Genomic DNA, 14,886 nt, shown 5'->3' with positions numbered 1-14,886 from the left:
TATAATCAAGGAGTTGTCTGCCATATTCTGTTACGATCAGCTTGTCACAGGGAGCTGACAGATGGCAGATGACAGAACCGTCTGACACGGAAAGCTGAGGAACGGAGGAATATGGAGCCGTTCGTGAAAGCCTCTGTGACAGGCGGTTTTTCTTTTGCGTTTTCAAAGGAGGCAGAACATGATCAGGGGAAGAATTCATTCGATAGAGACATTTGGCTCGGTAGACGGGCCCGGCGTCCGTTTCGTAATTTTTCTGCAGGGATGTGCGATGCGGTGTAAATTCTGTCACAACGCGGATACCTGGAAGCTTCAGTCCGATGATATGAGAAGTGCGGATGAGCTGATTGATCAGGCGTTAAGATATCGTCCTTACTGGGGCGATGAGGGCGGAATCACGGTGTCCGGCGGAGAACCTCTTCTCCAGATTGACTTCGTCACGGAGCTGTTCCGGAAGGCAAAGGAAAAAGGAATTCACACGGTCATTGACACAGCGGGACAGCCATTCACGAGCGAGGGAGAATGGTTCGAAAAATTCAGAAATCTGATGCAATATACAGATCTGCTTCTTGTGGATATCAAGGAGATGGATCCGGAAAAACACCGGAAGCTGACAGGCGTCAGGAATGAGAACATCCTGTCCATGATCCGCTATCTGAATGAAATCGGGAAGCCCGTGTGGATCCGCCAGGTACTTGTCCCCGGCTGGACCGACGCGTCGGAGGATCTGAAAAAGGAGCGGAAGTTCCTGAACGGACTGAGTAATGTTCAGAAGGTAGAGGTACTGCCGTATCACACGATGGGCGCCTACAAGTGGAAACTGCTCGGTATTCCGTATGCGCTGGGGGGGGTTAAGAGTCCCACGGCGCAGCAGGTGAGAGCAGCGGAAAACATTCTCGGCGCCGGTGAACATCCGCAGACTTCCGGTGAAAAGAGCGCGTAAAGCGCAGGAAGGATTTTCAGCAGCACAGTTAACAGTTGTAAAGACTGATGATAGCAGACAACAAGAAAGAAAGGAGACAGAGCTATGAGAAACGAGTGGAGAGACTTTAAGGGCAGCAAATGGACGGACGATATCGATGTCCGTGATTTCATCCAGAAGAATTACACTCCGTATGACGGCGACGAGAGCTTCCTCGAAGGACCGACAGAGGCAACCGATATTCTGTGGGGTAAGGTACAGGAGCTGCAGAAACAGGAGCGCGCAAAGGGAGGCGTGCTTGACTGTGAAACAGAGGTCGTTTCCGGACTGACCGCTTACGGCGCAGGATACATCGATGAATCCACAAAGGATCTTGAGAAGATCGTCGGACTTCAGACAGACAAACCGCTGAAGAGAGCGTTCATGCCTTACGGCGGAATCAAGATGGCTGAAGAGGCTGCCGAGACGTATGGATATCATATCAATGACAAGTTCCACAAGATCTTTACAGAATATCACAAGACACATAATCAGGCCGTTTTTGACGCGTATACACCGGAAATGAGGAAGGCAAGACATTCTCATATTGTAACGGGTCTTCCGGACACATATGGCAGAGGCCGAATCGTCGGTGATTACCGGAGAGTTGCTCTGTACGGAATCGATCATCTGATCGCGAAGAAACAGGAAGATTTCGCGAACTGCGGAGACGGAACGATGACCGATGATGTCATCCGTCTGAGAGAGGAAATCAGCGAGCAGATCCGTGCACTTAAGGGCATGAAAAAGATGGCGGAGGCATATGGATACGATATTTCCGCACCGGCAAAGAATGCGAGGGAGGCGGTTCAGTGGCTGTATTTCGGTTACCTTGCCGCAATCAAGACACAGAACGGAGCTGCAATGTCTGTCGGAAGAATCTCAACCTTCCTGGACATCTACATTGAGCGTGATCTGAAAGAGGGAACTCTCACGGAGAAAGAGGCGCAGGAGCTGATTGATCATCTGACCATGAAGTTCCGCATGGTAAAATTTGCGCGTATTCCAAGCTACAATGAGCTGTTTTCCGGCGATCCCGTATGGGCAACACTTGAGGTTGCGGGAATCGGCATGGACGGCCGTTCCATGGTCACAAAAAATGACTATCGTTTCCTTCACACCCTGGAGAACATGGGACCGTCTCCGGAGCCGAATCTGACGGTGCTTTACAGCTCCGCACTTCCGGAGAGCTTCAAGAAATACGCGGCTTCCATTTCAATCCGGACTTCATCTATTCAGTATGAGAACGATGATGTGATGAAACCGGTCTGGGGAGACGACTACAGCATCTGCTGCTGCGTCAGCGCGACACAGACCGGAAAGGAAATGCAGTTCTTCGGCGCGAGAGCAAACCTCGCGAAGTGCCTCCTGTACGCAATCAATGGAGGAAAGGATGAAAAATTCCTGGACAAGCAGGGAAACCATATGCAGGTGGGGCCGGAGTACGCGCCGATCACCTCTGAATATCTCGATTACGACGAAGTTCTTCACAAGTTCGACATCATGATGGACTGGCTTGCAGATCTTTATGTGAATATCCTGAATCTGATCCAGTATATGCATGATAAATATTATTATGAGTCGGCAGAGATGGCACTGATCGATACCGATGTCCGCAGAACCTTTGCGACCGGAATCGCAGGATTCTCACATGTCGTCGATTCCCTGAGCGCGATCAAATACGCAAAGGTAAAAACCGTCCGTGATGAGTCCGGACTTGTGACTGATTATGAGATCGAGGGAGATTTCCCGCGCTACGGAAATGATGACAGCAGAGCCGACGACATCGCCGTATGGCTGCTCAAGACCTTTATGAAGAAGATCAGAAAGCATCACACCTATCGGAATTCTGAGCCGACTACTTCGATCCTCACCATCACATCCAATGTGGTATACGGAAAGGCAACCGGAGCACTTCCGGACGGAAGAGAGGCTTACAAGCCGTTTGCTCCCGGAGCAAACCCGGCTTACGGAGCGGAACAGAACGGCCTTCTGGCTTCCCTGAATTCCGTGGCAAAGCTTCCGTATGAGTACGCTCTTGACGGCATCTCAAACACACAGACGATCAACCCTGGAGCGCTCGGCCATGATGATAATTCAAGAAAAGAGAATCTGGTCCGGGTACTGGACGGATACTTCGATCAGGGCGCGCATCATCTCAATGTCAATGTCTTTGGTCTGGAGAAGCTTAAGGACGCGATGGAGCATCCGGAGAAGCCGGAATACGCAAACTTCACAATTCGTGTCAGCGGTTATGCGGTGAAGTTCATCGACCTTACGAGAGAACAGCAGCTGGATGTTATCTCCAGATGCATTCACGAGAAAATGTAAAATCGGAAATATATTTTTCAATCAAAGGAATTCAGGCCAGCCATTTCAACAGAAATATATATTTGGGAATGCAGGTCATTTTGACAGAAATATATATATTTCGTTAAAGAACGGAGATATAAAGAGTTATTTTCAAATACAAAGATATCCTCAGGTTCTTCCCTGACTGGTAATGTTGATCCATTACATTTTCAAAATCGTAAAAACGGGGTTGTTGCAAGATTATGCGACAGCCCCTGTTTTTTACGCGAACAGTGAGCCGCAGCCGAATGCGAAGCATTCGTGTGCGGCGAGCGTCGCGATAGCGAGATAAAACTCGCGCAGCGTGTTTTATCTCGTTGTGTGCGCTGCGGTGTGTAAAATGTGAAAGCTGAAGATTTTAGGGTTTTATCATTTGTGGCTTATTGAAGATTTCGGGACTGAAATATTTTTGCTGAAAGATTTACGAGTCTGTTGTATAATTGAAAAGCGTTTTGTCTGTTTGAAAAAAAGATTCAAACGGAATCCGGAGAAAAATGTCAACACCATAGACCGTGAAAATGGTCATCTGATTATGAAGTGTGACGGGGAGAATCGGTTATACGATTGCATATATGCGTGTTTCTATAGGAAAATCGCGGCAGAGAAGGCTGCGATCGATTATATGCACAGGTGATTTATCATGAAGAAGAATTCATATCACTCGGGGAGAAGTAATTTTGCTCTGAGAATCAATCTGATTATGTTTATACTCGTTGCAGTTGAGCTTATCGTGATTTTCACCGTCAGCACCAGACTGCTTTTGAGCAAGAATTCAGAGGTTATTTCCAATATTATGCTTGCTTCGGATGAGAAAGTGCTGAAGAATTCGGTCGATAACATTATCCGGGATATTGAAAATACCAAAGAACGTCTGAAAAAAGAAGGAAAGTCAGATTCAGAGATAAAGAACGTGATCCAGAATCGATTATATGCGAAAATACATTTAAGTGAATATGAAAACGGAAGATATATATGGGTCAATGAGATCATTGATTACAACGGCGGTGACGGATATGCGATTCGTCTGATGCATCCGAATCTTCCGGATACCGAGGGAGAAAAGCTTTCGACGAATACCACAGACGAACAGGGCAATAAGCCTTACCAGGAGGAACTTGATCTGGTCAACCGATCCGGAAGTGGATTTTACCGGTATTATTTTAAAGAACTGCACAGCGACAAGGTGACCGAGAAGATGACTTACTGCCGATTGTACAGGGAATATAACTGGGTCATCTGTGAAGGCGAAAATCTTTCCAGTATCCAGGAATACGAAACAATTCAGCGAAGACATCTCCTGCCCTATGTGTTTCGTGCAAATTTAATCATGATGATTGCCGCATTGATTGTCACGATGATAACGGCGGGTTTATTCAGCAGAAAATATAATTCCATACTTGTTGAAAAGAACCGGGAACTCGGGATGCTTGTATACCGCGATCATCTGACGGGTCTGTACAACCGGGGCGGTCTGATTGCACATCTGGATGATTACTGCAGTTCGTATGACAGGAATGAGATGACAGGTGTGTTTATCGATCTGGATGATTTTAAGCTGATTAATGATCTGTACGGCCATGTGGCAGGTGATGCTGCTTTGCGTGATCTGGCGGAATACCTTGTTTTTGCTTTTCCGGGATGTCTGATCGGAAGAACCGGAGGAGATGAGTTCTGCGTGATTATTCGAAATAAGTCTCCGGAGGACTGTGCGAAGATCATTCTAGATGCACTCACAGAGGATAGAAAATTCGAATTTGACGGGAAGATGATTCGCTACACAATTTCCGGCGGATATGCTGATTTTCCGTCACAGGCTTCAGATCGTGAAACGCTGATGAAGCAGATGGACAGTGCGCTCTACGCTGCGAAAACCGCAGGAAAACATACAGTCTTACATTTCAAATCGGATATGATGAATATCAGCCGGGATTACATGGGATTTAATGTCAGAAGCATGGTTACAGGGCTCCCGGGGGCTGTTCTCATCTATCAGGCGGAAGGAGATGAGCGGATTCTATTTGCAAATGATGATCTTGTCCGGCTGTTCGAATGCAAAAATCACAGAGAATTTCTGGAATACACACACTCCAGTTTCCGTCATATTGTTCATCCGGATGATTATATAAAAGTGGAACAGTCCATACGAGATCAGATTCTGCACGAGAAAAACTCGTCGGATCCGCTGAAATCAACGTTTGATGACTATGTGGAATATCGGATCCTGACAAAGAACGGAAATGTCCGAAATGTAATCGACATAGGAAGAATGGTCCATGATGAGCATTTCGGCGACATTTTTTATGTATTCATTCAGGATAAAGAAAAATTGAAAAAACATGAATGATAAACTGCGTGATTCATCGAAGGAACGGTGCCGAATCGTCCGGCGATTGGAGGAGGGCATGCAGTGAAACGGGGCTGCTCCCGCAGGTCGGATATATATTCTCTGATCTGCGGGAGCAGCCCCGTTATTTACGCGAACAGTGAGCTGCAGCCGAATGCGAAGTATTCGTGTGCGCTTACATTAGACCTGAGATATACAAGGTGTACAACTTAATGCTTCAAAGAAGAAAATTTCCCAAAAATTAAACGTACAAATTAGTGAAGACAACGAAAATATACCATACATATTGACAGCAAAATACATAAATGGTACATTAACAATCACAAAGTGATTTGTACATATTAACAAAGTACTGCAAGATGTAAAGATAATAGATCTGCTGAATCACCAATAATATCCGGATAAACCCCCGATAATTTACATAATTTCACGGGAGTTCATTTGGAAACGAGAAGTGATAAATCTGCAGTTGTATTATTACAATATGATTGCATACCACAAATATATATATGTACCACATTAAGAGATGCATAATATGTATTTGCAATATGTATTCATGAAACACTTAGATCCAGATGTCAATTTTGTTATGTACAGGGATGTATGCAAAGGAGGAGGGAAAAGTTATGAGAAAAATTGGCAAGAGACTTCTGGGGGCAGGGCTGTCCATAGCCATGCTCGGAGGACTTCTCACAGGATGCGGAAGTACCGCTGCTGCATCGAAGAGCGCCTCAGCGGCAGCAAAGACATCAAGTACTGCTGCGGCAACGGCAACGGAAACAGACAACAGCAAGATCAAAATCGGTGTATCCATCTGGTCTTCCACCGATGTACTCGGATCACAGTGTAAGCTGATTCTGGACGAGGCAGCGAAAGCCCTTGGAGTTGATGTTCAGTATGTCGACCAGGGCCATGTATCCGAAAAGGTTACCGCATCTGTGGAACAGCTTTGCGCAGCGGGGTGTCAGGGAATTATCATCTGCAACTCTTCCGATACAGAGATGACATCGGCAATTAAAACCTGCAATGATAACAAGGTTTATCTGGCACAGTTCTTCCGTATCATCAATAAGGACAGCAGCCCGGATATTTATAAGGCTGCGACAGACTCCGAGTACTATATCGGAGCCGTTCATGAGAATGAGGTTGAAAACGGAAAGAAACTTGCACAGATGCTTCTGGACAAAGGCGACCGCGATATCGGACTGATCGGATGGGAGCAGGGAGACGCAACCTGGCTCGGAAGATGGGAAGGATACAAGGAAGGCATTGATGAGTGGAACAAAAAGAATCCGGATGATCAGGCGAAGCTTTCCGAGCCGCAGTATGCTGGAACAACCTCTGATGGTGGAGCAAAGGCAGCGGATGCGCTGATGCAGTCCGATCCGAAGCTGGATGCACTGATTCCTGCCGGCGGCGGCGGAGATCCTCTGCAGGGAGCGATTGCGGCAGTTGAGAAAGCTGGAAAAACGGACAGCATTGATATCGTATCTACAGACTTCCTTCCGGATCTTGGCGACCGTCTTGCAAATGGATCTATGGCAGGAGAGTCTGGAGGACATTACTGCGATCCCCTCTTTGCGTTCCTGATGGTTTATAATGCAATCAAAGGCAATTATAAGGACTTCGGAGGAAAGTTTGATGAGATTCAGTTCCCGTATCTGTATGTATCCTCTGCAGATGACTATGCACAGTACGAGAAATATTTTGTAGATCAGCTTCCTTATACAGATGATGAAATCGTGAAGATGTCCGATATGAGCTTTGATGATCTGGCAAATGCCGCGTCTAAGCTTTCGATTGAGGATGCCGCATCCAGAGCAGGCGGTGAGAATGTAAGTGTAAGTTCAGCTTCATAAAGCGGGTTTTTGAATTTCAGAAAGAAAAGACAGGCGATTCATCGGTTGTCGGGCCGGTATCCTGGCGATACCGGCCTTGATTATGCACAAGGTTGTTCTATACCAATTCTTGAATTGAGGTAAAATGTATGGAATCTGTTGTAAAAAATAAAAAAACCGGAAAAATAAACGGTAAAGTGAAAGGATACCTTATTCTGGCAGCTCTGGTATTTGCTGCATGGGCGGTATTCAAGATTCTTACGCCTGGAAACTTCGGGTCTCCGGCAAATCTGATCTCGTATTTTCAGGCGGGCCTTATGGCTGCGACCGGTGCGGTCGGTTTCTATTTTGTAATGGTTATGGGGATGTTCGATTTCTCCATCGGATCGAATATAATTCTTTCTGCAATTGTTGGCTGTATTTTTGCTTCGAGACTGGGGCTAGGCTATTTCGGACTTGTAATTGGAAGCCTGATTACCGGCGGACTTGTCGGACTGCTGAATGGATTTCTTTATACGAAGCTGCGCATTCCTTCAATGATCGTTACTGTTGGAACAGCTCTGATCTTCGAATCGCTTGCAAACTTTGTGGCAAACGGTGAGACGCAGACCCTTCCCGATAACCTGCGCTGGTTTGGCTCTACGGCGGGATCGATTGTACTGGCCGCTGCAGCGTTTTTTATAGCATATATGCTTCTTAATTATACCAAAATCGGAACTTATACCTATGCGATCGGTTCCAACGAATTTGTGGCAAAAAACATGGGTATCAACGTAGATCGTTTTAAACTGATTGCGTTTATAATTTCCGGCGCGTTCTTCGGAGCTGAGGCAATTCTTTCCATTGGTTACGGATCTTCGATGGTGGCCGTTACGGGTATGAGTTCCATGAGCCGTAACTTTATCCCCACGATGGGCTGCTTTTTCGGATTGGCATTCAGGAAATACGGCATTCCGCTTCAGGCAATTGTGATCGGTGAGTTCTTCGTGAATATTATTTTTTATGGATTCATAGCTCTTGGCGCACCGACGGCAATTCAGGATGTTATCACCGGTCTTGCACTTCTGGTTATCATCACTGTAACCACAAGAAGCGTAAAAGGCGAGATTGTCAAGTAAGGAGGAGGAACCATGAGTGATGAAGTAAGGCTGGAAGCCATAGACGTCTGCAAAACCTTCGGTATCACTAAGGCGGTACAGCACGTATCTGAAAAATTCTACAAAGGTGAAATTCATGCGCTGATCGGAGAAAACGGTTCCGGAAAATCAACGCTTACAAACATGCTGACAGGAATCTATTCCATTGACAGCGGAAGATTTGTCCTTGACGGAAAGGATGTCAGACCGGTCAATCAGGTAGATGCAAATAATCATGGGATTGCGATTATTGTACAGGAGCTTGGAACATTGGACGGGCTTACGGTCGCGGAGAATATCTTCCTCGGTCATGAAGACCGTTTTGTGAAACACGGAATCAAGAATACCGGGGCAATGAACAGAGAGGCAAACAGACTCCTGAAGGAGTATGGATTTGAACGGATAAAAGCATCGGATTACGTAGATGATTATAATTTTGAGGACCGGAAGCTTGTGGAAATTGTGAAGTCAACGTATTTCAAGCCAAAGGTACTGGTTGTGGATGAGACAACGACGGCTCTTTCCCAGGAGGGACGTGAGGAACTGTACAAGGTTATGAACCGGGTGCGTGATTATGGGGGTACGGTAATCTTTATTTCACATGATCTTCAGGAGGTTCTGGAAAAATCGGATCGTATCACAATTCTTCGCGACGGTGTGTACATCGGCTGTGTTGCGTCGAATGAGATGTCGGAAGAAGAACTGAAGAAAATGATGGTCGGCCGTGAAATGACAGGAGATTACTATCGTTCGGATTACGATGAAAAGGTATCGGATGAGGTAGTCCTGACAGTCGATGATGTATCTGTTCCCAGGATGATCAGTAATGTGACATTTCAGCTGCATAAGGGTGAGATTCTTGGCTTTGGAGGGCTATCTGAATCCGGAATGCACGAGGTGGGCAAGGCTATTTTCGGAGCCTCTTATGATCGAACCGGAAGCGTGAAGCTGGCAGACGGTACGGAGATCAATGATATACCGACAGCAATCCGTCATAGCATCGCCTATACTTCGAAAGACCGGGATAATGAGTCTGTGGTGATCAATCAGAGCATCGGCGACAACATTCTCCTTCCTTCCCTGGACAAGCTCGGTAAGGGACCGCTGAAGCTGCAGAACCACAGGGCAAATAAGGCATTTGCCGAAAAATACGCGAAAGAGATGTCTGTCAAGATGGTTGGCACAAATCAGTTTGTCTCTGAGCTCTCAGGAGGAAATAAGCAGAAGGTTGTCCTGGCACGCTGGCTGGGCGCGGATTCTGATATTCTGGTTTTGGATTCTCCGACCAGAGGTATTGATATTAAGGTGAAGCAGGATATCTATCAGCTGATGAACCGGATGCGCAAGGAGGGGAAATCAATCATAATGATTTCCGAGGAGCTGATGGAGCTGATCGGAATGTGTGACCGGATCATTATCATGCGTGATGGCAAGATCAGCGGTGAACTGATGAGAAGCAGAAGCCTCGATGAGAACTCGCTGATCGCAACAATGGTTTAAGGAAGGAGATTGTCAATTATGGAAAAAGCAGTTAAAGCAGATAAAACGGAGCGGAAGAGTTTTGCTCAGTCCTCCGCATTCCGTGCAGTCCTTCCGGTGATCGGTCTGGTCCTTGTCTTCATCATCTTTAATATTCTGACGGGCGGAAGAATGATCACAAATTTGAGCCTTACCATAAGTTCTCTCTATTCATTGATGATCGCCTGCACCGGGGTATTCTTCATCATGACGATGGGCGGACTAGACTTTTCGCAGGGGTCCATTCTCGGCATAGCAGGCATTGTGATCTGTACCGTGTCAAATTTCGCGCCGATCGCAGTGGCGATTCTTGCGGGAATCGCTGCCGGTGCTGCAATCGGAGCGATTAACGGTTTCTTCTATGTAAACCGCAAGATAAAGTCCTTTATTGTTACGATATGTACAATGTTCCTCTTCCGTGGAATCATCAAGTATCTGACAAGCAACGCGCCGGTAGCAGGAAGTGCTGCGCTTCAGCTGAATTATGATACGATTCCGGTGAAGCTCACCTGTATGGTGATTATAGTGGCACTCGGTTTCTTCTTCTTCGAATTTACGCGTTTCGGAACAGACCTGAAGGCAATCGGCGCCGGAGAAAAGGCAGCTCGGTTTGCCGGAATCCGAACAGACAGGATGAAGTTCTGGGTATATGTGCTCTCCGGAGCAATAACCGGTTTTGCCGCGTTTGTAAGCATTGTACATGCCGGTTCGGTTACGTCCTCCGGCGGAAACCAGCTGGAAACACAGATTCTGATTGCGCTGGTATTAGGCGGAATGCCGATTTCCGGCGGAGCAAAGGTCAGATTTGAGAATGTAATCGTCGGAGCTCTGCTGTACACGATTCTTCAGTCAGGACTGCAGATGCTTGGAATGTCCACACAGACGATGCAGATGATTGAGAGCGTTATCTTCCTGGTGTTTGTACTGATCTTTGCGGACAGACAATCCATTCAGGTTATTAAATAACTCCCATACGACACATCGTGCCACATACTGTAAAAGCGCATATTAACTGATTTATTTAGGAGAAAATAAAATGGAAAAACTATATTTCATTGTCGGCAGTCAGGATCTCTACGGCGAGGAGTGTCTTCGCCAGGTAGCAGCGGATGCCGGAGAAATGACAGCGTTTCTGAACAGCAAATTATCGGACACAATCCGCATCGAGCTTCTGCCGACAGTCATCACCTCAGAAACCTGCGTGAAGGATATTCGTAAAGTAATGGATGATGATGACTGCGCCGGCGTGATCACATGGATGCATACGTTTTCGCCAGCCAAGATGTGGATTAAGGGCCTTCAGGAATTGAGAAAGCCTTTGCTTCATCTGCACACACAGGCAAATGAGAGACTTCCATACGATGCGATCGATATGGACTTCATGAATCTGAATCAGTCTGCGCATGGAGACAGAGAATTTGGATATATCCTTGCAAGACTGCACATCCCGCATGAGGTTGTTGCGGGATATTACAGACACGAGGATGTGTTGGACGGAATCCGGCGCTTCGCTCAGGTAGCGAAGGCGGTCAGATTTTCTCATAACCTGCGCGTTGCAACGTTCGGCAACAATATGCGTGATGTTGCGGTGACCGACGGCAACCGCCTCGAGGCAGAGATCCGGTATGGATGGGAGATTAAGTACTGGGGAATCGGAGAAATTGCGGATCGTTCTGCGAAAGTGACGGACGATGAGATCAACGCAAAGATGGAGGAATACAGCGAGAAGTATACCATGGCGACTGATAATCTCGATGCGGTACGTGAGCAGGCACGATACGAGGTGGCTTTCGAGAAGTTCATCCGGGAGAACGGGTGCTCTGCGTTTACCGATACGTTCCAGGACCTGTTTGGTCTTCGCCAGCTTCCAGGTCTTGCTGCCCAGGATCTGATGGCGAAAGGCGTCGGATTCGGACCGGAGGGGGATTACAAGATCGCCGCTCTTTCTGCGGTTCTGATGAAGATGGCTGAGGGAAGAGAGGGAGCAACAGGATTCATTGAGGACTACACATATGATCTCCAGCCGGGAAATGAACTGGAACTTGCGTCTCATATGCTTGAGGTTCCGGCCTCCTTTGCCGCGAACAAGCCGGAGATTCAGGTACATCCGCTTGGTATCGGAGGAAAGGACGATCCTGCCCGGCTGGTATTTGACGGCGTAACCGGAGATGGAATCCAGGTGACGCTTGTGGACATGGGAGATCATTTCCGGATCATCTGTGCTGATGTTGAGCTTGTGAAACAGCCGGAGCAGATGCCGAAGCTTCCGGTTGCGAGGATAATGTATCGTCACAAACCGGATTTTCAGACCGGAACCGCGGCATGGTGCTATGCGGGAGGCGCACATCACAGCGTAATATCAACTGCACTTGACCGCGCGGATATTGAGATGTTCGCAAGGCTGACCGGAACCGAGCTGATCACAATCGGAGATGATACAACCCGGGAGGATCTCAGACGTTTTTCGTGTTGAACGGATGCGTTTTCCTGAAAAAAGAAAAAATTTAATTTTCATGGTGTGAATGATCTGTGCGTCGGGTGTATAATTTGTGATAGGGTAATTTTCAGGTGCATCATTTGTGTTCGAATAATTTTCGGACGATCACTTGTGTTTGTATAAATTTCAGACTTGTAATTTGTGACAGTATAATTTTCTGCGGATGAATACACAGAACAGCCGCAGCCTGACATTCGTAGAAATGAGGAAAAAGTATGACAGAGCAGCCCAAATATCAGACAGTGATCAGATGGATCAAGGAGGGAATCCGGGATGGAAGTCTCCGGTATGGCGATAAGCTGATGTCTGAAAAGGAGCTCAGTCAGAAGTTCGGGTTAAGCCGTCAGACGATCCGCCATGCGACGGGAGAGCTTGAGAAGGAACATATTCTGACGCGGGTTCAGGGAAGCGGCACATATATTGGAGCGTCTTTCCAGCCGGTTCGAAGAGAGCGGTTCATGAACATCGCCGTGCTCAGCACGTTCAATGAAAGCTATATTTTCCCGCCGATTCTGAGGGGGATCGTCTCTGTTCTGCAGAATGCGGGTTACACGACGCAGGTCGCATTCACAGATAACCGGCCGGATATTGAGAGAAGAAATCTGGAGTCGATTCTTGAAAAAAGTGATATTGACGGATTTATTGTGGAGGCTACGCAGAGCGCGCTTCCGAATCCGAATTTTCCATATTATCAGGAGATTCTGAGCAGACATATTCCGATTCTGTTCTTCAATACCTTTTATCCCGATCTGAAGATACCCTGTGTCAGAATTGACGACAGGAAGATCGCGGATCACGCGACCGAACTTCTGATCCGGAATGGCCACAGGAAAATAGCCGGAATATTCAAGTCCGACGACGGTCAGGGACCGCTCCGTTATCAGGGGTATGTCGATGCGATCATGCGAAACAACATTCCTTTTGAGCGTTTTTCCGTAATCTGGTGTGATACTTCCATGCAGCAGAACATTCACCGGCTGGAGGATTATCTGCTGTACCGGCTTTCCGGTTGTACGGCGGTTGTCTGCTATAATGATGAGGTGGCGATGGAGGTGATCAATATCCTGCTGTCGCACGGGGTAAAGGTGCCGGAGGACATCTCTGTGGTCGGCATCGATGATTCCAATCTTGCGTCGATCTGCCGCGTTCCCTTTACCTCGTTTCCTCATCCGAAGGAAAAGCTCGGAATCCGCGTCGCTGAAAATCTTCTGAAAATGATTGAAAATCCGGATTTTGACGGGAATTATCTGTATGACGCTGAGCCGGTGATCCGGGAATCTGTGAGGAAGATAGAAAAATCAGAACAGTAACACAGATGAATGCTGCAGAAGAAAAAAGCACAACAAAAACGTGGAAGAATACTGCCGAAGAAAAACACACAACAATAACGCAGAAGAATAATACAGAGAAAAACGAACAACAAAAACGTGGAAGATTAACAAAGAAGGATAATAACAAAGAAGGATAATAACAAATAAGATTAACATACGGGAGAATATGACATGCTGGAAGAATTAAAGAAAAAGGTCTGGGAGGCGAATCTGCTTCTGCCGGAATATCATCTTGTCACCTTTACGTGGGGAAATGTCAGCGCGATTGACCGTGAGAGCGGCCTGTTCGTCATCAAGCCGAGCGGTGTGGATTATCAGAAGCTGAAGCCGGAGGATATGGTTGTGGTAAATCTGAAGGGGGAGAAGGTGGAAGGACGTTATAATCCTTCCTCTGATACGCCGACACATACCGTTCTGTATAATCGTTTTCCGGAAATCGGAGGAATTGTTCACACGCATTCTACCTGGGCGACCAGCTGGGCACAGGCCGGGCGTGGAATTCCCTGCTATGGAACAACGCACGCAGATTATTTTTACGGGGACATTCCCTGCGTGAGAAACCTGACAAAAGAGGAAATCGAGGAGGCCTACGAGACCAATACCGGCGTGCTGATCGCGGATGATTTTGAAGAAAATCACAGAGATCCCGCCGCTGTGCCGGGAGTTCTCTGCAAGAATCACGGAGTATTTACCTGGGGAAAGGACGCAAAGGAAGCGGTTCACAATGCTGTTGTCGTAGAGGAAGTGGCGAAAATGGCGGCGCTCTGTGAATGCATCAATCCCAAGGTGCAGCCGGCACCGCAGGCGCTTCAGGACAAGCATTATTTCCGCAAGCACGGAGCAGGCGCGTACTACGGTCAGAAGGAGGAATGACTTCAGAATCTGCGGGTTTGCAGGCAGCCCCGTAAGTTA

11 protein-coding genes are annotated in these 14,886 nt (G+C 47.2%); all 11 read left to right on the top strand.

Translation table 11 applies throughout. The annotated features are described in order from the left end of the window. Positions 1–178 precede the first annotated feature (178 nt). The 11 genes from pflA to ACTQ1O_RS00605 all read left to right on the top strand — a co-directional run bounded on the left by pflA (position 179) and on the right by ACTQ1O_RS00605 (position 14,847). The gene (gene pflA, locus ACTQ1O_RS00655; protein ID WP_441485676.1) at positions 179–940 is read left to right on the top strand and encodes a pyruvate formate-lyase-activating protein; all 762 of its coding nucleotides are present in this window, start codon (positions 179–181) and stop codon (positions 938–940) included. 84 nt (positions 941–1,024) lie between these two features. Next, positions 1,025–3,289 carry a formate C-acetyltransferase gene (pflB, locus tag ACTQ1O_RS00650; RefSeq protein WP_441485675.1) on the top strand — a complete coding sequence of 755 codons (2,265 nt, stop codon included), beginning with the start codon at positions 1,025–1,027 and terminating at the stop codon, positions 3,287–3,289. Positions 3,290–3,950: 661 nt separating this feature from the next. Beyond that, positions 3,951–5,654 carry a diguanylate cyclase gene (locus tag ACTQ1O_RS00645; protein WP_441485674.1) on the top strand — a complete coding sequence of 568 codons (1,704 nt, stop codon included), beginning with the start codon at positions 3,951–3,953 and terminating at the stop codon, positions 5,652–5,654. 626 nt (positions 5,655–6,280) lie between these two features. Then, positions 6,281–7,513, top strand: coding sequence for a sugar ABC transporter substrate-binding protein (locus ACTQ1O_RS00640; protein WP_441485673.1), 1,233 nt, complete (start codon positions 6,281–6,283; stop codon positions 7,511–7,513). Positions 7,514–7,641: 128 nt separating this feature from the next. Further along, positions 7,642–8,610, top strand: coding sequence for an ABC transporter permease (locus ACTQ1O_RS00635; RefSeq protein ID WP_441485672.1), 969 nt, complete (start codon positions 7,642–7,644; stop codon positions 8,608–8,610). Between the two features lie 12 nt (positions 8,611–8,622). After that, positions 8,623–10,128 (top strand): sugar ABC transporter ATP-binding protein, encoded by a 1,506-nt coding sequence (locus ACTQ1O_RS00630; RefSeq protein WP_441485671.1) that lies wholly within the window; start codon positions 8,623–8,625, stop codon positions 10,126–10,128. A gap of 18 nt (positions 10,129–10,146) precedes the next feature. After that, a complete protein-coding gene (locus ACTQ1O_RS00625) occupies positions 10,147–11,112 on the top strand; it encodes an ABC transporter permease (protein WP_441485670.1) in 966 nt (321 codons plus the stop codon). Between the two features lie 70 nt (positions 11,113–11,182). Then, complete coding sequence (gene araA / locus ACTQ1O_RS00620; RefSeq protein ID WP_441485669.1) at positions 11,183–12,619, top strand: L-arabinose isomerase; 1,437 nt, start codon at positions 11,183–11,185, stop codon at positions 12,617–12,619. Between the two features lie 239 nt (positions 12,620–12,858). Beyond that, positions 12,859–13,953: a GntR family transcriptional regulator gene (locus tag ACTQ1O_RS00615; RefSeq protein ID WP_441485668.1), complete on the top strand. Its 1,095-nt coding sequence runs from the start codon at positions 12,859–12,861 to the stop codon at positions 13,951–13,953. A gap of 5 nt (positions 13,954–13,958) precedes the next feature. Continuing rightward, the gene (locus tag ACTQ1O_RS00610) at positions 13,959–14,111 is read left to right on the top strand and encodes a hypothetical protein (protein ID WP_441485667.1); all 153 of its coding nucleotides are present in this window, start codon (positions 13,959–13,961) and stop codon (positions 14,109–14,111) included. Positions 14,112–14,145: 34 nt separating this feature from the next. Further along, the gene (locus ACTQ1O_RS00605; RefSeq protein WP_441485666.1) at positions 14,146–14,847 is read left to right on the top strand and encodes an L-ribulose-5-phosphate 4-epimerase; all 702 of its coding nucleotides are present in this window, start codon (positions 14,146–14,148) and stop codon (positions 14,845–14,847) included. The last annotated feature ends 39 nt before the right edge of the window (positions 14,848–14,886 follow it).

The sequence above is a fragment of the Bilifractor sp. LCP21S3_A7 genome (assembly GCF_052118825.1).
In the GTDB taxonomy this organism is placed as follows: Bacteria; Bacillota; Clostridia; order Lachnospirales; family Lachnospiraceae; genus Bilifractor.
Note: the sequence above shows the minus strand (reverse complement) of the source record. Positions and strands in the feature narration are given on the sequence as shown.

Bases quoted from the DNA above. Each gene is read 5' to 3' on its own strand.
- araA (WP_441485669.1), top strand. From the start codon at position 11,183: ATGGAAAAACTATATTTCATTGTCGGCAGTCAGGATCTCTACGGCGAG.
- pflB (WP_441485675.1), top strand. From the start codon at position 1,025: ATGAGAAACGAGTGGAGAGACTTTAAGGGCAGCAAATGGACGGACGAT.
- pflA (WP_441485676.1), top strand. From the start codon at position 179: ATGATCAGGGGAAGAATTCATTCGATAGAGACATTTGGCTCGGTAGAC.
- ACTQ1O_RS00645 (WP_441485674.1), top strand. From the start codon at position 3,951: ATGAAGAAGAATTCATATCACTCGGGGAGAAGTAATTTTGCTCTGAGA.
- ACTQ1O_RS00605 (WP_441485666.1), top strand. From the start codon at position 14,146: ATGCTGGAAGAATTAAAGAAAAAGGTCTGGGAGGCGAATCTGCTTCTG.
- ACTQ1O_RS00640 (WP_441485673.1), top strand. From the start codon at position 6,281: ATGAGAAAAATTGGCAAGAGACTTCTGGGGGCAGGGCTGTCCATAGCC.
- ACTQ1O_RS00630 (WP_441485671.1), top strand. From the start codon at position 8,623: ATGAGTGATGAAGTAAGGCTGGAAGCCATAGACGTCTGCAAAACCTTC.
- ACTQ1O_RS00635 (WP_441485672.1), top strand. From the start codon at position 7,642: ATGGAATCTGTTGTAAAAAATAAAAAAACCGGAAAAATAAACGGTAAA.
- ACTQ1O_RS00610 (WP_441485667.1), top strand. From the start codon at position 13,959: ATGAATGCTGCAGAAGAAAAAAGCACAACAAAAACGTGGAAGAATACT.
- ACTQ1O_RS00625 (WP_441485670.1), top strand. From the start codon at position 10,147: ATGGAAAAAGCAGTTAAAGCAGATAAAACGGAGCGGAAGAGTTTTGCT.
- ACTQ1O_RS00615 (WP_441485668.1), top strand. From the start codon at position 12,859: ATGACAGAGCAGCCCAAATATCAGACAGTGATCAGATGGATCAAGGAG.